The organism is Carboxylicivirga longa, from assembly GCF_050589825.1.
In the GTDB taxonomy this organism is placed as follows: Bacteria; Bacteroidota; Bacteroidia; order Bacteroidales; family Marinilabiliaceae; genus Carboxylicivirga; species Carboxylicivirga longa.
In genome coordinates, this window is the sequence record NZ_JBNGOZ010000004.1 from 57,468 (window position 1) to 80,657 (window position 23,190).

At 43.3% G+C, this 23,190-nt stretch carries 18 protein-coding genes; 9 read left to right on the forward strand and 9 right to left on the reverse strand.

Going from position 1 to position 23,190, the window contains the following annotated elements; translation table 11 throughout:
• Window positions 1-27: 27 nt before the first annotated feature.
• On the reverse strand, window positions 28-2,745 hold the full coding sequence (locus ACRD7A_RS04695) for a putative LPS assembly protein LptD (RefSeq protein ID WP_430809972.1): 2,718 nt from the start codon (window positions 2,743-2,745) through the stop codon (window positions 28-30).
• 138 nt (window positions 2,746-2,883) lie between these two features.
• Here ACRD7A_RS04695 and ACRD7A_RS04700 point away from each other — a divergent pair, with 138 nt between their 5' ends.
• The 4 genes from ACRD7A_RS04700 to ACRD7A_RS04715 all read left to right on the forward strand — a co-directional run bounded on the left by ACRD7A_RS04700 (window position 2,884) and on the right by ACRD7A_RS04715 (window position 9,277).
• Window positions 2,884-3,984 carry an N-acetylmuramoyl-L-alanine amidase family protein gene (locus ACRD7A_RS04700; protein WP_430809973.1) on the forward strand — a complete coding sequence of 367 codons (1,101 nt, stop codon included), beginning with the start codon at window positions 2,884-2,886 and terminating at the stop codon, window positions 3,982-3,984.
• A gap of 87 nt (window positions 3,985-4,071) precedes the next feature.
• Entirely contained in the window at window positions 4,072-5,310 is a 1,239-nt protein-coding gene (locus ACRD7A_RS04705; protein WP_430809974.1) for an MlaD family protein, read from the forward strand.
• A gap of 312 nt (window positions 5,311-5,622) precedes the next feature.
• A complete protein-coding gene (gene dnaA, locus ACRD7A_RS04710; RefSeq protein WP_430809975.1) occupies window positions 5,623-7,050 on the forward strand; it encodes a chromosomal replication initiator protein DnaA in 1,428 nt (475 codons plus the stop codon).
• A 109-nt stretch (window positions 7,051-7,159) separates the two neighbouring features.
• Window positions 7,160-9,277: a M3 family metallopeptidase gene (locus ACRD7A_RS04715; protein WP_430809976.1), complete on the forward strand. Its 2,118-nt coding sequence runs from the start codon at window positions 7,160-7,162 to the stop codon at window positions 9,275-9,277.
• A gap of 160 nt (window positions 9,278-9,437) precedes the next feature.
• On the opposite strand, the gene ACRD7A_RS04720 is transcribed toward ACRD7A_RS04715, so the two are convergent.
• From ACRD7A_RS04720 to ACRD7A_RS04730, 3 genes are all read right to left on the reverse strand, one after another.
• Entirely contained in the window at window positions 9,438-9,980 is a 543-nt protein-coding gene (locus ACRD7A_RS04720) for a glutathione peroxidase (RefSeq protein ID WP_430809977.1), read from the reverse strand.
• Between the two features lie 54 nt (window positions 9,981-10,034).
• Complete coding sequence (locus tag ACRD7A_RS04725) at window positions 10,035-10,652, reverse strand: protein-L-isoaspartate(D-aspartate) O-methyltransferase (RefSeq protein WP_430809978.1); 618 nt, start codon at window positions 10,650-10,652, stop codon at window positions 10,035-10,037.
• Window positions 10,653-10,715: 63 nt separating this feature from the next.
• On the reverse strand, window positions 10,716-11,162 hold the full coding sequence (locus ACRD7A_RS04730) for a nuclear transport factor 2 family protein (RefSeq protein ID WP_430809979.1): 447 nt from the start codon (window positions 11,160-11,162) through the stop codon (window positions 10,716-10,718).
• Between the two features lie 152 nt (window positions 11,163-11,314).
• On the opposite strand from ACRD7A_RS04730, the gene truA reads away from it, so the two are divergent.
• The gene (truA, locus tag ACRD7A_RS04735; RefSeq protein WP_430809980.1) at window positions 11,315-12,091 is read left to right on the forward strand and encodes a tRNA pseudouridine(38-40) synthase TruA; all 777 of its coding nucleotides are present in this window, start codon (window positions 11,315-11,317) and stop codon (window positions 12,089-12,091) included.
• 85 nt (window positions 12,092-12,176) lie between these two features.
• Here truA and ACRD7A_RS04740 read toward each other — a convergent pair whose 3' ends face one another.
• From ACRD7A_RS04740 to ACRD7A_RS04750, 3 genes are read right to left on the reverse strand one after another with little or no spacing between them, the layout of a single operon-like run.
• Complete coding sequence (locus ACRD7A_RS04740) at window positions 12,177-12,917, reverse strand: shikimate dehydrogenase family protein (protein WP_430809981.1); 741 nt, start codon at window positions 12,915-12,917, stop codon at window positions 12,177-12,179.
• 4 nt (window positions 12,918-12,921) lie between these two features.
• Window positions 12,922-13,833, reverse strand: coding sequence for a DUF368 domain-containing protein (locus ACRD7A_RS04745; RefSeq protein ID WP_430809982.1), 912 nt, complete (start codon window positions 13,831-13,833; stop codon window positions 12,922-12,924).
• Complete coding sequence (locus ACRD7A_RS04750; RefSeq protein ID WP_430809983.1) at window positions 13,826-15,253, reverse strand: tetratricopeptide repeat protein; 1,428 nt, start codon at window positions 15,251-15,253, stop codon at window positions 13,826-13,828. Before ACRD7A_RS04750 ends, ACRD7A_RS04745 begins: the two co-directional genes overlap by 8 nt.
• Before the next feature lie 137 nt (window positions 15,254-15,390).
• On the opposite strand from ACRD7A_RS04750, the gene ACRD7A_RS04755 reads away from it, so the two are divergent.
• Window positions 15,391-16,719 carry an amidohydrolase family protein gene (locus ACRD7A_RS04755; RefSeq protein ID WP_430809984.1) on the forward strand — a complete coding sequence of 443 codons (1,329 nt, stop codon included), beginning with the start codon at window positions 15,391-15,393 and terminating at the stop codon, window positions 16,717-16,719.
• A gap of 133 nt (window positions 16,720-16,852) precedes the next feature.
• Window positions 16,853-19,240, forward strand: a complete 2,388-nt coding sequence (locus tag ACRD7A_RS04760; RefSeq protein ID WP_430809985.1) for a GumC family protein — start codon at window positions 16,853-16,855, stop codon at window positions 19,238-19,240.
• Between the two features lie 30 nt (window positions 19,241-19,270).
• Here the strand turns inward: ACRD7A_RS04760 and ACRD7A_RS04765 are convergent, their stop codons facing one another.
• The gene (locus tag ACRD7A_RS04765) at window positions 19,271-20,017 is read right to left on the reverse strand and encodes a glycosyltransferase family 2 protein (RefSeq protein WP_430809986.1); all 747 of its coding nucleotides are present in this window, start codon (window positions 20,015-20,017) and stop codon (window positions 19,271-19,273) included.
• Window positions 20,018-20,025: 8 nt separating this feature from the next.
• Window positions 20,026-20,553 (reverse strand): DUF7935 family protein, encoded by a 528-nt coding sequence (locus ACRD7A_RS04770; protein ID WP_430809987.1) that lies wholly within the window; start codon window positions 20,551-20,553, stop codon window positions 20,026-20,028.
• Between the two features lie 365 nt (window positions 20,554-20,918).
• Between ACRD7A_RS04770 and ACRD7A_RS04775 the strand changes: the two genes are divergently transcribed.
• Window positions 20,919-22,118: a pyridoxal phosphate-dependent aminotransferase gene (locus tag ACRD7A_RS04775; protein WP_430809988.1), complete on the forward strand. Its 1,200-nt coding sequence runs from the start codon at window positions 20,919-20,921 to the stop codon at window positions 22,116-22,118.
• A gap of 175 nt (window positions 22,119-22,293) precedes the next feature.
• Window positions 22,294-23,031 carry a cell division ATP-binding protein FtsE gene (locus tag ACRD7A_RS04780; RefSeq protein ID WP_430809989.1) on the forward strand — a complete coding sequence of 246 codons (738 nt, stop codon included), beginning with the start codon at window positions 22,294-22,296 and terminating at the stop codon, window positions 23,029-23,031.
• The last annotated feature ends 159 nt before the right edge of the window (window positions 23,032-23,190 follow it).

A 23,190-nucleotide genomic window follows, 5' to 3' on the forward strand; every position in this document is an offset into this window, starting at 1 on the left:
ATTTTATCGGTTGTGTTTGTCTGTGGATTAATAGAAGTTGGCGTTGTCGCGCGGGTGGTTGCGTTTTTCGTACTTTAGGTCTTGCAGCATGCTTGAATTTACACGTATGGTAAAGAAATAAGACTTATAACGCCCCACGGGTACCAGGTTAAAGCTCATGCTCCAGCAGTGAAGATCGCGGCTTATACCAACGTTAGTGTGCGCAATTTCTTTGCGGTCGAAGCTGTAGCCCGAAGCAAAGTTAATGCGCCATTTGGGTGTTAACGACAGGTTGCCATTAAGATTCACGTCTGATGTAACTTTAAAGTCATAGTCCATTTTGTCCTTGTTGAACTTACCCCGGCTCAAACGGAATGAGTAATTAAGCGATATATTCCAGGGTATCTCAAATTTGGCGTAGCCATCGTCATCGGTGGTGAAGCTGGCATTGCTACCCTGGAATGCTGCCTGAGGATCAAATTCTTGATTATTGAGCGGATCAGGCGGTAGTGCATTGGGGTCTTCATCGCTACCATTCGCCTCGTTGTTATTTTTTTTGTCTTTTTTCTTAAAGGTATCCGAACCAAAATTAAGTCCAAAGCTCAGGTTGGCGCTTTCCAGTCGCAGCAGCTTGCGGCGTTGTGACCATACTGATTCATTTATGCGTCTGCCTAATGAGTCGAGTGCGTAGGGGTCGAAGCGGGCGCCAAAATTCACATTGGTGCCAAATAGCTTGGTACGACCCGTCATGTTAATGGGTTGCCACTTCAAGGAGTCGGCCAAAAAGTTATAGCTGGAACTGAAGTTTAAGCTCTCCAGTATTTTTATCTTCTTAAAACCGGTAGTGTCACGGTCGCTCTTTACTTTCATCTCCAGGGTATTGCCCAGACTCAGGCTCATGGATCCTGATTTACCACGCCCTGGTACACCGTATATGGCACCCTCGTAGTAAGAGTAGTCATGACGAACCACTTCATCGCGTTTCTCGTCGTAATATTCAAACCAGTCGTAATATCCATATTTCGATTCGCCAAAGTCAGGTCGGTACGACATCGATACCGAAGGGGTGGCTACATGACGGATGGCATCTACCTTATTGCCAAAAAGTTTGCGCCAGGGACGAAAGAATGTATAAATTTTGGTTGATGTACCTGCGCTAAAGCTATAGTCGTACACGCGGTTGAAGCCTGATGTAGTATCTTTATTAATGATGGTTTGTGATTGTTCATCATAGCCCTTCGTAACTTTGTTCAGATACCAGCGCTCGGTGTAGTTGAACGATGGCGATACGGTGAAGTGCTTGAGGAATTTAATGTTCATGGCCACCGGTATACTGTGCTTTACACCATTCTTCCACTGGTTGGCAAAATCATCACCCGTAAAACCCAGCTCCGATTCCTTGGCATGGACGTAATTTTTCATGTTACCGGTGTAAGATAAGCTCACTTTCTCCAATATGTTTTCTTTGGTACCCACTTTATTCTTCTTCTTAAAGGGGTAGAAGCGATTGACGGTAAAAGTCAGATCTGGTATGGTTAGGTCGATGGTGGTATCCCGACTGTTTTGCGAGTGCAGCAGGTTGGCTGAGAAATTAAAGGGTTTACCGGCCCAGCGTCTGCTGTAAGATATGCTGGAGCGCTTTGTATTTGTAGAAATATCGTTATTGGCCGGATTGTACAGGCTGTTTACATTATTTTGGTCAAAGGAGCTGGTTGAGTAGTTTACGCTGGCTGAGAAAGATTGAAATGGATTGGATTTGGCATCTTGTCGGTGCGACCATGTGATGGCCATATCTTTTGTTTTACGATAGTCAGGAAGATCTTTCTCGCTATATATATTGGTGATATATTGAAAGTTAAAACGACCGTTAAATTTGTAACGCAGTTTGTAGTTCGAGCCGGTGCGTATGGCCCACGAGCCGTTGGTGAAAATATCACCTTTCAGGGTCAGGTCAAAATAGTCGTTGGCAGCCCAGTAATAGCCTCCATCGCTTAGTCCAAAGCCCCGTTGCTGCTCATCGCGATAGGATGGAAAGAGGAAACCCGAGCTGTAAGAGCTGGTGGTGGGTATCATGGCAAAGGGTACAACGATGGGCAGTTTTACATCTTCCACTACCAGGTAGGCCGGTCCGGTAATGGTTTTTTTCCCGGGTATTACTTTGGCTTTGGTTAGGTTCAGGTAAAAGTGTGGATGGTCGTGATGATCGCAGGTTGTGTATTTGGCATTGCGCATGCAATAGGAATTATCCTCTATTTTTTTTGCTTTACTACCCACCACATAACCTTCGCCCTGTTCTGTAACGATGTGCTCAATAATGGCTTTCTCGGTCTCAAAGTTATACTTCATCCTGCGCATGGTGTATTCACCGCTGGGATCGGTAAAGACCGGCAGCCCAATCTCGTTGCCCAATGAATCTACCGTGCCGTATGCTAAGGCGGTACTGCTGTCCATGTCCAGCACAATAGTATGTGCCTTTAAAAGAACATCCTGATAGCTTACTTCGGCATTGCCGTATAAATATGTTTTTTGAGTCTGAAGATTAAAATCAATGGAATCGCTGGCCTTATAATTTACTTCGGCGTCGATAATGAACGAACCAGACTGTGCTTCGGTGGTGTCATTGGCAGCATGAGTTTCATTATGCGAAATATTTTTAAGAGGTTCCTGTGCGTTAATCTGCACAGAAAGCAGAGGCAGCCCCAATGCAATAAGCGCTAATGCAATTGTGCTGAGTAGTTTATATGTTATTGATGTAAGTTGTGTCAAAATGATATGTTTTTTCAAGCGGATACAAAAATAATTAAAAATTACGCACTACTTAGCCTACGCGGTAAATAATGCCGTGCCTTGCTTTTTTAAGTGCGTATAATTTTTCTATTTTTGAACATTAATTTTTGCAGAAGTATGACAACTTATATATTCAAAACACGTGTTCTGCTAAACCTTTTGATCGGTGTTTTATTATTTTTTAATGATTTACAGCTGTCCGCGCAGGAGACTATACGCTTTAAAACGGTAGTGATAGATGCGGGCCACGGTGGTCGCGATTCAGGTGCCTTGGGTAAATTTTCTAAAGAAAAGGATATTGTCCTTGATGTGGCGCTTCAGGTAGGTGCTTACATTAAGAAATATATGCCTGACATTAATGTGGTGTATACCCGCAAGTCCGATGTGTTTGTTCCACTGAGTAAAAGGGCTGACATTGCCAATGAGCACGACGCCGATCTTTTCTTGTCCATTCACGCCAATGCCATCTCTACTTCTAAGATTTATGGTGCCGAAACTTTCGTTTTGGGTCTGCATCGCACCGACGAGAACCTTGAGGTGGCGAAGCTTGAAAACTCGGTGATTACCCTTGAGGAGGATTATACGACCACTTATGAGGGGTTTGACCCTAATTCTGCCGAGTCATATATCATCTTTGAGTTAATGCAAAATATACACATCGACCAAAGTATACAGATGGCTTCTTTGGTGCAGTCTCAGTTTAAAGAGCGGGTAGGACGCAAGGATCGCGGCGTTAAGCAGGCCGGGTTTTTGGTGCTGCGTCGGGCATCCATGCCCAGCGTGTTGATAGAGCTTGGGTTTCTGACCAATCACAATGAAGAAAAATTCATTGCCTCGGAAAAGGGAAAGACTTACATGGCCTCTGCTATCTTTCGGGCCGTACGTGCCTATAAAGAAGAGTTCGATTCAAAAAGCCGAATGGAAGAGTTTGCAAGCCTTGCCCAATCGGCCGAAGCGACAAAAATTAGTTACCGCATACAAGTGGCCTCATCGAAAAAGGCCATACGTAAAAGTGCTAACATTTATGAACGCTTCACTGATGTGTGGGAATTCGAACAGGGTGGGCGTTATAAATACACCACTCAATACCATACCAACTATGAGAAAGCTCAAGCTGCCCTGAGTCAAATACGCGAAGAGGTAAAGGATGCTTTTTTGGTGGCTTTCAAAGGCGACCAGCCAATTCCCTTAAAGGAGGCAGTGGCCTTACAGCAATAGGTGATGTTTATGGTATTTGCAATTATTTTGCTTAAATTGAGTTGCTTGTGCCACATCAGCGATTAGGATATAAACAAACTACATAGTATGAAGAAAGAAGTTAAGATCGGCATTACAGTTTTCGTTGCATTTTTAATGGTGTTGTGGGGGGTGAATTTTCTCAAAGGGCGTAACCTTATTAAAATTGGCAATTCATATTATGGTGTTTACGATAGGATAGATGGTCTAACCGAGGCGAGTCCCGTTTTTTTTCGGGGATTTAAAATTGGTTCAGTGCGTCAAATAGAATTTCATCCGTATCAGCCCAATCGGTTTTTGGTTACTTTTACACTTTTTGATGAGATTACTATACCCCGCGATTCCAAGGCTCAAATTTACAGTTTGGATTTAATGGGCTCAAAGGGGGTGCAGTTTGTGCAGGGTAAGAGTGAGACGATGCTGGCCGTTGGCGACACGATGAACACCTCGGTTGTTGGTGATTTGGCCGATAAGATGAGTATGGAAGTGCTACCATTGAAAGACAAGACGGAGCGTTTGATTGTTAAGCTCGATACCGTGCTTACGAATATTGGTGCCATGTTTAGTGAAGAAAAGGGTAGCTTTCACTCGAGTATGCGTAATCTGGATCGTTCCTTGCAGCATTTTGAGTCCATCAGTCGTAATCTGGCCCGGAAGATGGAGCAGGATGGTGACCTATCGCTGATGATTCAACGTACTGACTCACTGATTGCCATGATGACTGCTCAACGACCCTACGTAGATTCTACCTTCGCCAACATGGCGCGTTTTACCGGGCAACTCAAAGAAACCAATATTGATGCTACGGTGGAACAGTTGCGTTCTACCATGGCCAGTGCGAATTTATTGCTCGATAGTATGAACAATGGTAAAGGATCGCTGGGTATGCTCATGTCCGACGAAGAGCTTTACCACTCACTAAATGCTGTAAGTGATAATTTAAATCGTTTATTGATTGATTTTCGTCATAACCCGGATCGCTATGTGTCTTTTTCGGCAGTTAACTTTGGTCGTAAATTTGTAGTTACTGATCAGGCTTACGGTGTTGGCGGCATTGTGTTTGAAATACAGTTAATGAATTCGCGTACACCTGTTGCTTTTGATAAGACTATTTTGGACGGAAAATATATTGTTTATGAGGATTATCGTAAGTCTACTTATGTGTACTCGGTGGGGCAAACGCGTAATTTTGATGAAGCTAACAAAATCTTGGACGAAGTAATCGATCAGTATGGTGAGTCTCAAATAGTGGCCTTGGAGAATGGAGTGCCTATCAGCCTGAAAAAGGCCCTGCGCAAACTCAATTAAAATATGTTTATATTGTTCAGTTTCAGGACGAAAAATAAATTTTAAACATTTTTCGACTAATTAGTCTATAATTTCCAAATCCTTTGATTACAGCTGCTTTGGTGTGTTAACTGAAAGTTACGCATATTATATAAGTTGCGGCTGGTCAGGCGGTTACACCTTTTACTTATAATGAACTGATTATTAGGTATACAATAGTTTTTTTGTATTTGTCAAGCGTTTGGACGTTTTTTTTTCATTTATTTTTTCACAATTTTTGTTTTCGCATTAAAGATAGTTAACAAACATAATTCTATAAAGGAAACAGAAAGAATGGAAGTCGATTGCAGAGAAATTTGGGGTAATTGCCTAAGAGTCATAAAGGATAATATACCACAGATTAGTTATCAGACCTGGTTTGAGCCGATTGTGCCGGTAAAAATCGAAAAGGATGTACTGACGATTCAAGTACCCAGTCTGTTTTTTTACGAGTATTTGGAAGAGCAGTTCATTGACCTTTTGAGTAAGACCCTTCGAAAAGAGCTTGGTGTGAATGCCAAATTGGAGTATAACGTTGTGATGGATAATGCCCACATGGTGAATCAGCGCCCTTATACACTTAATTTTCCAACCAGCAATAAAGCAGATTTGCGCAATCGACCTGTTAATGTTGCCCATCAGGAAAAGCCAAATATCCGCAATCCTTTTGTTATACCGGGCATTAAGCGTTTGAATGTAGATCCTCAGCTTAATGGTGAGTATAACTTTGAGAATTTTGTAGAAGGGGAATGCAATCGTTTGGCGCGAAGTGCCAGTCTGGCGGTTGCAAAGAACCCTGGTAAAACAGCCTTCAATCCCTTATTTTTATACGGAAATTCTGGCTTGGGGAAAACGCATCTTGCCCAATCGATTGGTATTGATGTGAAGCGTGAGTTACCGGAAAAAACGGTGTTGTATGTGAATGCCAATAAGTTTATGACTCAGTTTACTGACTCGGTGCGTAATAATTCACAAAACGATTTTCTGAATTTCTATCAGATGATTGATGTGCTGATTATTGATGACGTGCAAGAGTTTGCCGGTAAGACCAAAACACAAAACACTTTTTTCCATATTTTTAACCATCTCCACCAGTCTGGTAAGCAGCTGATTCTTACCTGTGATAAGGCTCCGGTTGAACTGAAAGGTATGGAGGACCGTTTGTTGTCACGCTTTAAGTGGGGCTTGTCTGCCGATTTGCAAATTCCGGATTTTGAAACGCGTGTATCTATTCTCAATAAAAAGATTTACAAGGATGGGTTGGAGGTACCCGAGGAAGTAGTGTATTATATTGCAAGCAACGTGGTAAACAATGTGCGTGAGTTGGAGGGAGCCCTAATCTCCTTGCTGGCGCAATCTACCCTAAACAAAAAGGAAATTACTTTCGAAACTGCTAAGCAAATCATCGATAAGCTGGTTAAGAAAACGACTAAGGAAGTATCTATTGATTCCATATCGCAGACCGTCTGTGATTATTTTGGTCTGGATTTGGATATTTTACAGTCGAAAACTCGAAAGCGCGAGATTGTTCAAGCGCGTCAAATTGCCATGTACTTTAGCAAAGGGTTAACCAACTCTTCATTGTCGACCATTGGTGCAAAAATTGGCAAAAAAGATCATGCCACGGTGCTGCATGCCTGTAAGGCCATTAATAACCTCATCGAAACCGATAAGGATTTTAAAGGTACTATAAAAGAAATTGAGGCTCAGCTAAAATCATAGTAAAGGATTTTCGCTGTACAACATAAAGACATCCTAATTTGGGGTGTCTTTTTTTTATATTTTTGAGCAACAAACGTGTTGTAACAATATGATTAAAAAATCTACAGAGATGAATAAACTAATGATTCTTCTTTTGGCTGTAATTCTTGTAGCCGGAGGATGTCAAACAAAGACAAGTGATCGGAGTATGAATCCTTTTTTTAGTAAGTACGAAACACCTTTTGAGGCACCACCTTTCCATCTGATTGAAGTGGAGCATTATATGCCTGCCTTTGAAAAGGGTATGCAGGAGCAGGTTGATGAAATTGAGGCGATCGTTAGCAATGACGAGGCTCCTGACTTTGAGAATACTATTTTGGCCTATGACCGTTCGGGAGGCTTGCTCGATAAGGTAGGTGCGGTATTCTTTAATATGCAGAGTAGCGACAACAGTGATGCGATCAAGGAAATTGCGCGGGAGCTGATGCCTATGCTTACCAAGCATAGTGACAATATTTCTATGAATATGGAGCTGTTTAAGCGTGTGAAGGCTGTGTATGAGCAGCGGGAAACCGCCAATTTGAATGCTGCTCAAATACGGGTTACGGAGAAGTATTATGATGATTTTGTACGCAATGGTGCCGAGTTATCAAGCGATGATCAGGAGAAATTGAAGAAGTTGAACGAAGAGCTGGCCACGTTGCAACTTCAGTTTGGCGAAAACCAATTGGCTGAGACCAATAAGAATTTTCAGTTGGTGGTTGATAATGAGGAGGATCTGGCCGGCTTGCCCGAAGGTGTAAAGATGGCAGCCGCCGAAACTGCCACAGCCAGCGGTAGGGAAGGTAAGTGGGTGTTTACTTTGCAGAAACCAAGCTTGATACCTTTTCTTCAATATGCCGATAATCGTGATCTGCGTGAGAAGATTTACCGGGGTTATTTTATGCGGGGCAATAACAACAATGACTTTGATAATAAGGAGATTTGCCGCAAGATGGCCATGATAAGGGCTGAGAAAGTACGCCTACTGGGTTATGATACCCATGCCGAATATGCTATTGCAACCAACATGGCTAAAACTCCAGAAAATGTGGATGCTTTCCTGATGGGACTATGGAAGCCTGCACTTGAAGTGGCTAAAAAGGAAAGAGATGCTATGCAGGCGATAATTGATCGTGAAGGTGGTAAATTTAAACTCAAGTCATGGGACTGGTGGTATTATGCCGAGAAGCTACGAAAAGAGAAATATGACCTTGATGAGTCTGAAATTACGCCCTATTTTCAGTTGGATAATGTTCGCGATGGAATGTTTTGGGTAGCCAATCAATTGTATGGTATCACCTTTACTTCAGTCGATAATGTGCCTTTGTATAATCCCGAGGCTGAGGTGTTTGAAGTAAAAGAAGCCGATGGTTCGCACATTGGACTACTCTATCTTGATTATCATCCGCGAGACAGCAAAGCACCGGGTGCCTGGCAAACCAGTTTCCGTAATTCCATTACCCGTGACGGAAAAAAAGTAGCCCCATTGGTATCATTGGTTTGTAACTTCACGAAGCCAACAGGTGATATGCCTGCACTTCTCACCTTCGACGAGGTAAGTACTTTGTTTCATGAGTTTGGCCATGGTTTGCACGCCTTGTTTACCCGGGGCGAGTATAAGCGCACGGCAGGAGTCGTGCCACAGGATTATGTAGAGCTGCCATCGCAGGTGATGGAAAACTGGGCTGCCGAGCCACAGGTAATGCGTCATTATGCCCGTCATTACAAAACCGGTGAAGTGATTCCCGATGCACTTATTGAAAAGTTGCAGAAGAGTGGTCATTTCAATCAGGGCTTTATCACTATTGAATATCTTGCCGCTTCGCTACTTGATCTAGCCTGGCATGATTTAAAAGCGGGTGATCAGGTGGATAATACGCTTGCTTTTGAGCAAGCCGCCATGGAAAAGATTGGCTTGATTGATGAGATCATTCCTCGTTATCGTTCTACTTATTTTAGCCATATCTTTAGCAGCGATTATTATGCGGCCGGCTATTACGTATATATTTGGGCGGCTGTGCTCGATTCAGATGCTTTTGAGGCGTTTAAAGCTAGTGGAGATATCTTCAATAAAGAGCTGGCCAATAAATTCCGCAAGCACTGCTTGTCGGAGTGTGGGGATGATGAAGGCATGGTGCAGTATCGCAAGTTCAGAGGACAGGATCCTTCCTTACAGCCTCTGCTCAAAAAACGAGGTTTAAATTAAGACACTTTGAAATGCCTGAGTGGTTCAGGTGAGAAATACAATAAAAGGTCGCAGCATTAAATGCAGCGGCCTTTGTTATTTTGAGAAAAGCTACCGGAAAGACAGAAAGAGTGCATTAAAGATAGTTGTAACTGAATGCCGGTGAGCTTTTCAAATTCTTTTATCCTGCAGTTAGCCAGCTAATTATTTCCTGATCATCGGGCAGTGTTTTGGGCGATATTACCTTTGCTATGGTGCCATCTTCATTAATCAGATATTTCTGAAAATTCCATTTCACGCTGCTGTCGCCGTAGTTATTCAGGGCCTCTGTTGTAAGCCATTTATACAACGGATGCATGTTTTTTCCTTTCACCGATATCTTGCTCATCATTGGAAAGGTTACCCCGTAATTGCGCTTACAGAACAGGCTGATTTCTTCATTGCTGCCGGGCTCCTGACTCAGAAAATTATTGGCCGGAAAACCGATGATGACAAAATCGTCGCCCCCATAGAGGTCATATACTTTTTGTAATTGCTCGTATTGACCCGTTAAGCCGCATTTGCTAGCCACATTCACGATCATCACCTTCTTGCCTTTTAACTCCGACATTTTAAATACCTCCCCATCGATGGTATTTACTTCAAAATCATAAAAGGAAGATTGTGCATTACTGAATCCTGTTGTGAGTAGCATACCGATAATTAACGTAAAAACTGATTTCATAAATAAGTAAATAAGAATTGAAATACTACATTAACGCAGTGTGTGTAAAATTGTTTAATTATTGTCCCTGGTAAATGGAACAAAACGCACCGGCAATAGGTCTTTTCGTCTTATTTCACCATTTTTTTTAGTGTATAGCACTAGCTGTTGCTGCCCCATATTTTCAATGGGAGCAATGAGTCGTCCGCCTTCGTTTAGCTGTTCAAACAATGCTTTGGGTACTTTATTGTTGGCTGCGGTTATCATAATGGCGTTGTAGGGTTGGTGGGCTTCCCATCCGTGATATCCATCGCCGGCCTTGCAGTATACATTGTTATAGCCCAATGCTGTAAGTGTGGAATCGGCCAGGCGAGCCAGGGGCTTAATGATTTCGATGGTGTATACTTCTTTCACGATTTCGGAGAGAACGGCGGCCTGATATCCTGATCCAGTGCCGATTTCCAATACTTTATCCTCCTTACCCAGTTGTAACTGTGCCGTCATGTAGGCCACAATGTAGGGTTGTGAAATGGTTTGATGATATCCGATGGGCAGTGGTCGGTCGTCGTAGGCATAGTTCTGTAAATCCTGAGGTACAAAGAGGTGACGAGGCACCGCCTGCATAGCAGCAAGCGTAGCCTCGTGCTTAATACCTCGCTTCATAATTTGGTTAACAACCATTTCAGCTCTCATGGTATCCGTGCTTTGGATAAGTAGCGCAAGAATGATATTTAGCAAGCCAGGTATCATTCCTGATTATTCTATCACCTCGGGATGTGCATTGTCAGGTACTGAAATATGGCTTTGAACAATTCGCCATGTACCATCACGTTTTTCAAGTACACCTGTGTGTCTGAAGCCTTCCAGCCTAAAGGGTTCGCCCTTGGTTTCGAAGCAGGTATCCAGTAGTTGCGAATACCAGGCAACATTCTGGTCCTTACTTAGCTGAATACGTGTGTTTTTTGAGCTGATGGTATAGTCCGGTTTATTACGAATGGCGGTGCTCATCCATTCGTAGTAATCTTCCCATCCATACCATATTTCGTCCAGATCAGCTCCAATATTTAATGTGTTTTCATCTTTGGCAAAGCATTCCGAAAAAGTTTTTAAATCTCCCTCTTCCTGTGCCGTAATCATTGTGTCCAAAACGGCTTGGATAGGTGCAGTTTCTTTGCTAATCGTTCCGCTGTCAATTGTTTTCATGGTGCAATGTTGTTGGTTAGTAACAAAAAAATGTCTTGTCTTTACACGGTTTTATTAAAGTTAGTTATTTGTCTATTTGATGTCAACAGCTGTGTGTCTACATCGTGTTGAGTCATAATTTTATTTACTTTTGTGTTTTTGAATTGAAACTCATGTATAGATATTTCATTGAACTTGCCTATAATGGCGCATCTTATCATGGTTGGCAGATACAACCCAACGCGTTATCGGTACAGGAGGTGTTGAACGATGCCCTGTGTAAGGCTTTGCGCCAGCGCATTAATGTGGTAGGCTGTGGTCGTACCGATACGGGCGTTCATGCTTCTTATTTTGTGGCACATTTCGATAGTGCGGTGTGTATCGAAAATTGCGAGCAATTGGCATTTAAGTTGAATCGCATTGTAGGAAACAAAATTGTTGTTTATGCTGTTACACCTGTTTCCAATGAGGCACACAGTCGTTTCGATGCTGTTTCACGCACCTATCATTATTATTTAAAAACCGAGAAGAATCCTTTTCAGTATCTGTATAGCTATCGTCCTTTTTATAAGGTGGATATAGAAAAGATGAATGCTGCTGCCCGTGTACTGTTTGATTATACTGATTTTACCAGCTTTAGCAAGTTGCATACTGATACTAAAACCAATAATTGCCGCGTGATGCAGGCGCGCTGGGAGGCTGGCGAGGACGGGGCTGTATTTATTGTGCAGGCTGATCGTTTTCTGCGCAATATGGTGCGTGCTATGGTAGGCACTTTGCTGGAAGTAGGGAGGGGTAAGATTTCCGTGTCCCAATTTCGTGAAGTATTGGAACAAAAGGATCGGGGTGCAGCGGGAACTTCGGTGCCTGCCCAGGCCTTGTTTTTGGTTCATGTGGCTTATCCGGACTCTGTGTTTACTCCACAGCGCAGGTTTATGGCTCCTTTATGATGTGCGTTCATTATATTTAGCAACTTATCGGATAGGGCAATGTGTTTAACTCATTTAGTATCCGATAAGTACTGTCATCATCTTCTTAACTATTCCATATTTCCCAGGCTGCTTCGGCTTGCTTGTGCAACATTTCAAGGCCATTTTTGGCTGTTGCCCCCTGATCAATGCCATTCTGCATGAAGCGGGTCACCTCAGGATTATAAGTTAAGTCGTAGAACAGGTGCTTTGAACCTGTCCATTGATACGGGATATCGGGACTGCTGTCAACATTGGGAAACATGCCCAGCGGAGTGCAGTTGACAATGATCTGATGGGCTTGCATGGTACTTTTATCCAGCTGATCATAGCTGAGATAATCAGTTTGTGCCTTTCGCGATACATACCGGTGTTCAATGTTAAGCAGGGTGAGTGCTTCAGCGACAGCTTTCGCAGCACCGCCGGTACCCAATACTAAAGCCTTTGTGTGATGTGATGCCAGTAAGGGTTTTAAGGATTCGCTAAATCCTATTAAGTCAGTGTTATATCCCTTCAGACTGGGTTTTTTACCCTGCCAGGTTACTTTGATGGCGTTGCAGGCACCCACATTACGTGCCGAATCATCCAGTTCGTCGAGGTACTTAAATACCGTCTCTTTGTGCGGGATGGTCACACTGAATCCTGCTATGTAAGGATGACTCTCCAATAATTGGGGGAGCTCATCAATGTTTTCAATTTCAAAATTTAGGAAACGGGCATCAATTTTCTCAGTCTCAAATTTTTGGGTGAAGTATTTCTGCGAGAATGATTGTGCCAGTGGGTAGCCAATTAATCCGAATGTTCTCATGGTGTTATTGCTGTTTTTTAGTGGCCAGTAATTCAGTAATGGTAATGCTTGCTATCCCTAAAATAATAAAAACAAGAGCAAAATAAAATTCTGCATCCAATGTTGGCATGTAATACTCAAAACCCACGGTTTTCACCTTTTCGCCAAACTGCTCCTGTAGTTCATTTTTCCAGGGCCACAGAATGCCCAGCGATCCCGTAATAAAGCCCGTCAGCAGGGCGATTGTCTGATTGTGGTATTTCTTAAGCAGCCATGACAGTACGTGTGAAAAAGCAACAAGGCCCAGTCCGGCACCAAGTCCTACGGGCAGCAGAATATCCATTGCCATGTCGTTAACGCCGTCAATCATTACCAGCTGATAATTACCCATGAGAATCAGTACGAATGAGCCGGAGAGACCCGGTAGTATCATGCTGCATATTGCCACTACGCCACATAATATCAGGTAAATGAAGGAGTCGTTTTGGCTGGCAGGAGTGAGGACCGATATAGAAACTGCGATGGCTGTACCCACCGCAAGGCTGACGAGCGTAGAGAGTGACCATTTTTTAACGGTTTTACCTACAAAGTAGATGGAGGCCAATACTAAACCAAAAAAGAAGGCCCATATATAGATGGGATAGTTCAGAAAAAGGTACTCAAATAAGCGGGCCAGGCTGATGATGGCTGCGCCCACTCCGGCGAAGAGGGACACTAGGAAATACAGATCAAGGTGCTGGGCCAGGGCTTTGAACTCGCCTTTGAAGAGCAATTGAAGTGCCTTTGTGTTAAAAGATTTGATGGCGTTGATCAAGCGCTCAAAAATATTGGTAATCAACGCAATGGTGCCCCCTGAAACACCGGGTATCACATTGGCAGCACCCATAGCAGCACCTTTGATAATAATTTTTAAATAATCTGTAATTTCCTTATTCATTTTTATTGCTTTCTCTGTTTATGATACTATTAATCAGTATTTCTATGTCCTTATCGGCTACCATATCAGGGTAGTCATCGGCCAATGTTTTAAGGCCATCGGCATCCATATATATAGCTTCACGAAGGGGAAGAAGCGCTTTATCTTTACAATCCAGATAGTGATAATAGGCCACCGATGTGAGATAGTGAATGGCTGCCATTTCACCGTTTTGATCGTGGAGACTTAGTACATAAGCTTCAATATCAAAGTCCTTGTTGAGTATGATTTTTAGCTTCAGCAATTCAAACCATCCACTGAGCTCGCTGGGATCCAGGTTGAGGCCATTCTCCAGGCTGCGTGCTGCGTCTTCGGTTTTTTCCAGCTCAAAGAGTCCCCGTGCGTGAGCAAACCAGTAATCGGCATTCAAGGGATTAATGGCAATGGCTTGATCAATAGCTTGCAAGCCGTCTTCAAACTTATCTGTTTCCATTAAAGTAGTCCCCAGCCCGTACCAGGCATCGGCCTGCTTGGGTGCTATTTTAATTACCTGCTGGTAAAAGCGGATGGCGAGAGGATAATTGCCCAGCTGCTCCCAGCAGTCGCCAATATACTGATACACGAGCGGTCCGTCGTCGCCCAATGCCAGGTGTTCTGTGTAAGCATCCAGTGCTTCTGCGAAAAATCCGGATTGTACCAGGCTGTTTCCGCTGTTAAAATGCGCTTCGGGATGCTTGGGATTAATGGCCAGTGTATAGGCATAGGCCTTGCCTGCCTCCTCATGCAGTCCCAGCTTACTGTAGATAACTCCCAGGTTGTACCAGCCATTCTCCGAAAAAGGATTGATAGTAAGCAGTCTTTTGTAGGCAGCAATGCTTTTTTTATACTCAAGGTTCTTGTCCAGAGAAAAGGCGTATTCAAACAAGGCGCTCTCATTGTTGGGCGCTTGCTTGAGTAAGACCTTCAGAAAAGTGACCGATTCCAAATACAGCTCGTGCTGATTCAGGTTGTAGCTCACCTCCAAAAGTACTTCCTCTTGTTCGTCGTAGGCACTGTTAACGGCCTGCCAGTAGTATTCTAAGGCCTTACTGATCTTGCCTTTTTGAAGCATAATCCAGCCCATGGTCAGAAATACATCGGGGTTGGTTGATTCAATGGCTGCCACGCTCTCAAGCATTTTCAAGGCAGCGTCCAACTCACCCTGCTCGGCAAGGTGCATCGCTTTTTTTACAATGAGGCTGGCGGCACCCGGGTGCTGTTTCAGGCCAATATTTAGTACCTGACCGGCTTTTTTTATCTTGTTTTTGTCAAAATAGAAGTCATAAATGTTTTCGATTTGATGCACATCAAAATATTCAATTTTGTCTGTGCTCAGCATTTTTTCAAAACGCTTGATTGCCTGCAAAACCTCGTCGTAGTTTGCGTGCAAATACTCTTGCATAAATTCTTATTTTAATTGTTACAAAAATATCAATTTTATCAGCATCGCCAATGTTGTTCTGGAATTGTTATCAACAGGTGTCAGTGTAAGGGTTTGTGATTGCTTGTGCGAATTGATATATTTATAAAAAAACCACTATGGATTATGTGCTGATTAAAAACGGGCAGCTGGTTGCTGCAGGCGATGTGAAGCGCAAAGATGTGTTGGTTGGTAATGATAAGATAATTGAGGTGGCCACCCGCATTGACCGGCCGGAGCCTGAGACACCGGTTATTGATGCCGAAGGTAAATTCATCTTGCCTGGTGGGGTTGATAGTCATATATTTTTCAGTGAGTTAATAGAACAGGATGCCGGCTCTTTGCGGCGCTTTAATCAGGCACAAATTATTGGAGCCACTACTACTACCCTTGAACCTCTTGTGGCAGAAGCTGTAACTGTCTTTCAGAAGGAGCTTGCTATGAGGCGTAACAAGCAATATGGTATCAATGCCGATTATGGCTTTCATCTGTCGCTTAACAGTTGCTCGCATTTTACGGGGCGCGATCTGGAGTATTGTCTTGCCCATGAGGGTATCGCTTCTTTATACCTTCGCTGGCCCCTTTGTGAAACACATCAGGATAATCTATTCGCACTGATGACGACGGCGGCCAATAATGACATTCCCGTGTTGGTTGATATGCATAAGCCCGGAGAATGGGGGGAGGCTTATGTTGGGCTGTCACAGATATCAATGGCTACTGTGGAGGAGCATCTGAGGCAAGTACATGCTTTGTTGGTATTAAGCAAAAAGGCAGGTTGTACAATATGCTTGTTAAACATCTGTTTTCAGGAGGAGTTGAAGATTATAGAAGCACATAATGATGCTGGCCACCGTGTGTATGCAGAACTGTCGTTTCCTTTTCATATTGCCGATCAGGATAAGCTTTTCATGGGTGATACTTCCATTTATTCCGGTTTTCCTCTTGTAAGTAACATTACCTTGCTTAGCGAAGATAATTTGTGGCGATGCTTCAATAATCCACGTTTTCTATTGGCGCGTCCGATGCTGAAGTTATCCGGTCAGGGTGTGTTGGATGGCAGTCAGGTGGATAATCGTCCGGATGAGTATATCCTACTCAAAAACCTCTTGTCTGTTTTGTATACCTGGGGCGTGCAGCAAGGGAAGTTAACAATGCCCGATTTAGTGGAGCTGCTGGCTACACGTCCGGCTCGCCTCATGGGTCTCTATCCTAAAAAAGGCGTGTTACAGGCCGGATCCGATGCTGATATTGTTATTTGGGACGGCCATACTATCCGTAATCTGTACTGCCATCTTCCCGGGGCTTTCGAGCAAGGGCTTCGCAGTTTTCCGCTGGAGGGGCGTGTGGAATTTGTATTTATTAAAGGGCGTATGGTGTATAATGGTGAGAGCTTTAGTGAAGAGAGCGTTAGTGGAGCTTATCTTTATCGCAGCTCATTGCTCTAGCATAAAGAATCCTATGCTGATAATTATTGTCGAAGAAAACCCTTCGCTTTCTGCACTATTGTAACAGAAGAGAAGTGGAAAGGCTGCTCAAACGGCTGAAAATATATATATTTGGCCAGTCAAAAACACATGAATGCATCATAAAACAAATACGATAGAAGCATCCGAAGGGGGTGTGAAAAGGGTTGGTAGTGATAATCTTTTTGATATCAATCGTTTATTGCGGTTGGTAGTCCGGAATTGGTATCTTTTTGCCATTTCGTTTCCACTATGCCTGGGGGCTGTTTTTATTTATCATCGTTACACCGTTCCTGTGTATAAGGCTTCGGCCACCTTGCTGCTTAAAAGTGGTGAGCAAAAATCTTTTAGTAAAGCCGATTTAATTGAAGGCTTTGGTCTGTCGCCCGAGATGCGGAGTATTGAAAATCAGAGTTTCATAATCCGGTCGCGTAACATTATTAAAAAAGCCATAGATCGTCTCGATTTTGGTGTAGCTTATTATCAAAAAGGACGCTTTAAAGATACTGAGCTCTATAATCACTCGCCCTTTGTGGTGGAGTTTGACTCGCTACATCCTCAGCTACTAAATGTGCCTATTGAGCTGGTGTTTAACGACAATAATACTTTGTCGGTCTCCGTGAATACTGAAGGGGCCAACCTACATTCTTTTGCTACCGAATCGTTTGTGGGGCGTATTGGTAAGCTTAGTGCCGAGCATCAGCTTAAGGAGGGTGAGTGGCTTACGCAGGCCGGATATTCTTTTCGTGTCTTACGCAAGCCCGATGTTCATGTTAATCCTGATGCCCGTTATTCGTTTTCCTTTCAGTCGCATCGGCAGTTAACGAGTCAATACCGGGGTGGATTGGGTGTTACGCCTTATCGTGAAGGGTCCAGTATATTATTTATCAGTTCGGTGGGTACCAATACCGATAAGTTAATACGCTTCCTGGATGTTTTGTGCGAAGTTATTATGGAGCATAATCTGGATCGTAAAAACGACATGGCAACACGCTCCATTGCATTCATTGAGTCGCAGCTGGAAACGGTGGCCGATACCCTTGACAGGATACAGAATCGCCTGTCGGCTTATCGCAAGTCCAATCGTTTTATGGGGCCTTCCGAGTTTTCGCAGAAGCTGGCCGATAAATATTACGAAACAGAGAGTGCTTTGAAGATGCTGCGTATGCGCATCGATTATTATGAGTACTTGCAAGAAAACCTAAAGGTGTCCGACGATTTTGAGCAGTTTCTATTGCCGGCCGTGGATAGTGAGAATACGGGGTTGGTGAGCGAATTGGTGTCACAGCTGATTGAATTGCAGAAAGAACTGGAGATGCTGCGTGAGGCGGCACAGGAGGATAATCAGTATTTGCAGAAGCAGCAGCACCGTATGGAGGTAACCGTAGAGCTGTTGAATAAAACCATCAATCAGGTGCTTCGAAATTTTGCCCTGGAAGAGAAAAGCATACAAACAGAGCTAAGCACCATATTGGCTGATATGGAGAAATTACCGGAGCTGGAAAAGGATTATCTGGTGATTGACCGTAGCTATAAGCTGAATGATGCAATATATACTTTTTTGCTGCAGAAGCACTCCGAAACGCAGATTTCTAAAGCCAGTAATGTGCCCGATAATGAGGTGATTGATAATGCTTCTGTGTCGCAATTGGTATCGCCCAATAAAAGCAGTGATTATAAAAAGGGACTGATGTTAGCCCTGCTGATTCCCGCCGCATTTATTGGACTCAAAGAGTTTCTGAATACCAAGGTGAGGGGTAAGGATGATTTGAAGCAACTACTACCTCATGTGCCAGTTGTGGGGGTTGTAGTGCATAATAAAAATGGCGCCGAGAATGTGATAGATGCCTATCCGCACTCGGTAATCAGCGAGGCTTTCCGATCTATTCGTACCAAGTTGAAGTTTATGGCCGGTAATCGCGAGATGAAGGTGATTACGCTCACTAGCTCCAATACCGGAGAGGGGAAAACATTCTGTGCTCAGAATATCGCATCGGTATTCTCCATATCGGGTAAGCGCACCGTTATTGTTGGTTTTGATATGCGCAAACCGCGTTTAACAGCGCTGCACAACTTGCATGACCAGGCCGGTTTGTCCACGTATTTTATTGGTCAGAGCAGCCCTGATGAAATTGTTTATCCAACCGATAAGGATAATTTGTTTGTAATGCCGGCAGGTCCCATACCTCCCAATCCCAGTGAGTTAATTGTGGGAGAGAAGACCCATGAGTTGTATGAGTATCTGCGCAGTCACTTTGATGTGGTAGTGGTTGATTCGCCGCCTATTGGCCTGGTGGCTGATGCTCGTCTGTTAATGAGCTATTCCGACTGTAACTTGTTTATTGTGCGTTCGCATTATACCGAGAAGGACCACATGGCCCATACAGTAGATAATTTGTTAAGTGAAAAGGTAGAAGGTCTGGGTGTTATTCTCAACGATGTTTCGATTAAAGATAAGGGCTATGGCTATTATACCTCTGAATATTACGGAGCCAAGGTTTAGAGAGCGGCTCCGTCTTTAGTAATAGGTCATTTAAAAAAACTGCTGTAGCTTACTCAGGTTTTTAACCAATAGGGCGTAAATGCCACCCACTTTATTACTGCGTAAGGCGCGGTAGTCTTCCTTTGATTTTTGTATCATATTACCAATGGATCGGTTGCTTACACCGCCCAGTCGCATATTAATCAGTGTTTCGTTAATGTGGTGGCTTTGGGATTGCGGATGCATAAATAGGCGCAGCATATAATCGTAGTCAGCGGCAATGCGGTAGCTGGTATCAAATGCGCCAATGATTGTGGCCAGGTCTTTTTTCATGTATACGGTGGGATGGGGGGGCATCCATCCCCGCTTCAATAGTTTAGCGCTGAAGGGCTGGCTTTTCCAAAAGCGGACAACCTTCTGTTCGGGTGTGCCATTAATGTAATTCAGATTGCCATACAGTAAATTACATTCATTATTATTCGCAGCATTAAGGATGTGTTCCACTACCTTGTCGTCATAAAATAAGTCATCGGCATGCAGAAAGCCTACCCACTGTCCGCTCGCCATCTGTAAACCCTTATTCATGGCATCATAGATACCCTTATCGGGTTCGCTGATCCATTTGTCTATCGAGGCACTGTTTTGCTCGATAATGGATAATGTGCCATCTGTTGACTGTCCGTCAATTACTATGTATTCAATATGCTGGCGTGCCGTTTGTGTGTTGACGCTGTTGATGGTGTCAGCAAGCGTTTTTGCGCTGTTATACGTTACGGTAATTATAGTTATCTTATTCATCTCCCCTGCTAGTCGAAATAATAAAGCTGAATGTCTTTTTTTAGTGTTTCCCGGGCTTTATCAATATAAAATTTGGTTTCGTTAATGCTCTTCTCGAGAATTATCCTTGCCAGCTGCAGCCCCGGTGCATCGGGTCTTACTTCGGCGGATGCTGAATTGATTAGCTTGATTACTTCATCGCGTCCACGCAGTATGGCATCCCAGCTGGCGGTAGGGAGATATACCTGCATGGCAAAATTATGCTCAAATTCATTTCGAATACTTTGTAGCATATTTTTTTGTAGTTGCAGGCAATTTATTCCTTGCTTGTTTTCACGCAGTACCAAGGCCTCCGGATTAATGCGTTCCAGTAATATGGTTAAGCGTTCGTAGGCCTGCAGACGTGTTGGTATTAATGTTTTGTAAGTGTTGTTGGCCAGTTCCAGTTCCTTTAGTTTAAGGTTGTGCTTTAAAAACCAACGGAGCAATAGCAGCAGCGGTGTACTTATTAAAACCACCAGGCCAACAATCTTCAATATTTCATTGAGGGCAATCATGAGTGTTTAGTTTACAAATATTCTGTCAAATTATAAGTAGAGTTCATTCTAATTATTCCTTTCTTCTTTTATTTAAACTGAAAGTGTGAAAGTGTAATAATTTCGCATCAAAAAATGGTATTCTGTGTGTGGATTTATGTTGCCAGCTTTTAAATTTTAACTAATTTTGCGTTTACGGGTGCAAGATATAAAATGTTTCACACCGATAGGAATTGATCGTGAATTTATCGGCTTTTTACCGTGTTGTTTTTAAAATAGTGGATGTTGTGATAATTAAGCTTCTGTTCCTTTTTTGAATCTACTACTTCGCGCTTTCAGAGCCGCTATGATCACGTTTGGTTGACGTTTATAGTAAATATACACATATGAATAACACAGTTATATCTAGTCGCATTAATGCGCTATCTGAGTCGCAGACCATTCAGATGAACCAAAAGAGCAGAGCCTTAAAAGAGAGTGGAGTGGATGTGATTAACCTGACTATTGGAGAGCCAGATTTTAACACCCCGGAACATATTAAGGCAGCAGCGGTTAAAGCCATTAGTGATAATTTGACACATTATCCGCCTGTAGCGGGTTATCCTGCTTTAAAAACCGCGATTGCCAATAAGTTGTCGCAAGAAAACGGACTGTGTTACACGCCTGAGCAAATTGTGGTATCAGGAGGCGCAAAGCATAGTCTTGCTAATGTATTGCAATGTATTATCGATAAAGGTGATGAAGTGATTATACCCGCCCCTTATTGGGTGAGTTATATCGAGTTGGTGAAGTTGGCAGAGGGGACACCGGTAATTGTAGAGGCAGATGTAGAGGCGGATTTTAAGATCACCCCGGAGCAGTTGGAACAGCATATTACAGCGCGTACCAAGGCCATTTTATTTAATTCACCTTCAAACCCTACAGGCAGTGTTTACAGCGCAGAGGAGATGAAGGCGCTTGCTGCGGTGTTGGAAAAGTATCCGAAGGTGCAGATCATTTCAGACGAGATATATGAAAAGATTAATTTTGTAGGTAAACATGTGGGCTTTGGTGAGTTTGAAGCTTTGCGTGAGCGTACCATTGTGATTAATGGTGTATCAAAAGGTTATGCAATGACCGGTTGGCGCATTGGTTATCTGGCCGCACCATCCGCTATTGCCAAGGCTGTCACCAAGCTGCAAGGGCAGTTTACCTCGGGAGTATGTTCCATTGCTCAGGCGGCTTCTATTCAGGCCTTTGAGGGGGATCAGAAGTGTGTGGAAGATATGCGTCAGGCTTTTCTTAAACGCCGCGATCTTGTTCTTGACATGGTGAAGGATATTCCTGGCTTTAAGCTTTCTGTGCCGGATGGTGCTTTTTATATATTCCCTGATATCAGCGCTTATTTTGGTAAGTCGGATGGAGATACCACCATTCATACGTCCATGGATATGTGTATGTATCTGCTGGATAAAGCGCATGTGGCATCTGTACCTGGCAGTGCCTTTGGTAGTGAAAAGTGTGTTCGCTTTTCTTATGCCACTTCCGAGGATCAGTTGAAAGAGGCTTTTAAACGTGTGAAAACTGTTTTGGCTCAATTAAAATAGACAGACTAATGCATAGCTGCGCCGAACGATCCCGACAATATACTGGGACGTTCGGCGTTGTTGTTTGTGTTCTAAATACTTGTTATTGCGAATCATGCTGTATTCGTAGCTGAAGATTTTTTATCCGGTAAAAAAAATGTTACTTTGAGTAATTAAATAATAGCGTAAGCGCCGCATGAGTAAGAATAAACAACCCATTAGCAGTACCAATAAAGAAGGGTACATCATTGAGTTTAAAAACGCCTGCATCCGCCAGCAGGAACACATGATTCTGCAGGATGTGAATTTTAGTATTAAGCCAGGTGAGTTTGTCTATTTAATAGGAAAAGTAGGCAGCGGAAAGTCCAGTCTTCTGAAATCCATGTACAAGGAACTTCCATTGGAGGAAGGATATGGATTTGTGGCTGGTTATCCTCTAAAATCTATCAAGAGCAAAGAGGTGCCGCTGTTGCGGCGCAAAATGGGTATCGTATTTCAGGATTTTCAGCTTCTTTCCGATCGTAGTGTATACGATAACCTGATGTTTGTGCTCAAGGCTACCGGTTGGAAGGATAAGAAAGACATGGATAAGCGTATTCGCGATGTCTTGTCGCACGTAGATATGGTGCATAAGGGCTACAAAATGCCGCATCAACTCTCAGGAGGTGAGCAGCAGCGTATCGGTATTGCGCGTGCCTTGCTGAACTCACCGGATTTGATACTGGCTGATGAGCCTACGGGTAACCTGGATCCTGACACCTCAGACGAGCTTATGCAGTTGCTCAAGAAGATCTGCCTGTCGGGGAATACCGTAATTATGGCCACGCATAACTATAATTTGCTAAAGAAATTTCCGGGCCGTACCATTCGCTGCGAGGATACGCGCTTATTTGAGTCGCGGCAGGAGGAGATCGATTTTAGTCTGCTTGACTAAGGGAAAAAGGTGCTCAGTATATCAACTGGTGGGTGTAAAAGGTATAAGTTAAATTATTGTGTTCGAAAAAAAAACCTTGTGGCGTTTACCTTTCTGGCTCTTGTACTTTTGTTATCTTTAAGCACTAAAATGTGAGCGGGAAGACTAAAATTCCTGCTT

Coding starts and splice junctions, on each gene's coding strand:
- ACRD7A_RS04715 (WP_430809976.1), top strand. CDS start 7,160: ATGAATAAACTAATGATTCTTCTTTTGGCTGTAATTCTTGTAGCCGGA.
- ACRD7A_RS04760 (WP_430809985.1), top strand. CDS start 16,853: ATGCATCATAAAACAAATACGATAGAAGCATCCGAAGGGGGTGTGAAA.
- ACRD7A_RS04750 (WP_430809983.1), bottom strand. CDS start 15,253: ATGCAAGAGTATTTGCACGCAAACTACGACGAGGTTTTGCAGGCAATC.
- ACRD7A_RS04740 (WP_430809981.1), bottom strand. CDS start 12,917: ATGAGAACATTCGGATTAATTGGCTACCCACTGGCACAATCATTCTCG.
- ACRD7A_RS04780 (WP_430809989.1), top strand. CDS start 22,294: ATGAGTAAGAATAAACAACCCATTAGCAGTACCAATAAAGAAGGGTAC.
- ACRD7A_RS04705 (WP_430809974.1), top strand. CDS start 4,072: ATGAAGAAAGAAGTTAAGATCGGCATTACAGTTTTCGTTGCATTTTTA.
- ACRD7A_RS04765 (WP_430809986.1), bottom strand. CDS start 20,017: ATGAATAAGATAACTATAATTACCGTAACGTATAACAGCGCAAAAACG.
- truA (WP_430809980.1), top strand. CDS start 11,315: ATGTATAGATATTTCATTGAACTTGCCTATAATGGCGCATCTTATCAT.
- dnaA (WP_430809975.1), top strand. CDS start 5,623: ATGGAAGTCGATTGCAGAGAAATTTGGGGTAATTGCCTAAGAGTCATA.
- ACRD7A_RS04775 (WP_430809988.1), top strand. CDS start 20,919: ATGAATAACACAGTTATATCTAGTCGCATTAATGCGCTATCTGAGTCG.
- ACRD7A_RS04755 (WP_430809984.1), top strand. CDS start 15,391: ATGGATTATGTGCTGATTAAAAACGGGCAGCTGGTTGCTGCAGGCGAT.
- ACRD7A_RS04720 (WP_430809977.1), bottom strand. CDS start 9,980: ATGAAATCAGTTTTTACGTTAATTATCGGTATGCTACTCACAACAGGA.
- ACRD7A_RS04745 (WP_430809982.1), bottom strand. CDS start 13,833: ATGAATAAGGAAATTACAGATTATTTAAAAATTATTATCAAAGGTGCT.
- ACRD7A_RS04770 (WP_430809987.1), bottom strand. CDS start 20,553: ATGATTGCCCTCAATGAAATATTGAAGATTGTTGGCCTGGTGGTTTTA.
- ACRD7A_RS04730 (WP_430809979.1), bottom strand. CDS start 11,162: ATGAAAACAATTGACAGCGGAACGATTAGCAAAGAAACTGCACCTATC.
- ACRD7A_RS04725 (WP_430809978.1), bottom strand. CDS start 10,652: ATGAGAGCTGAAATGGTTGTTAACCAAATTATGAAGCGAGGTATTAAG.
- ACRD7A_RS04700 (WP_430809973.1), top strand. CDS start 2,884: ATGACAACTTATATATTCAAAACACGTGTTCTGCTAAACCTTTTGATC.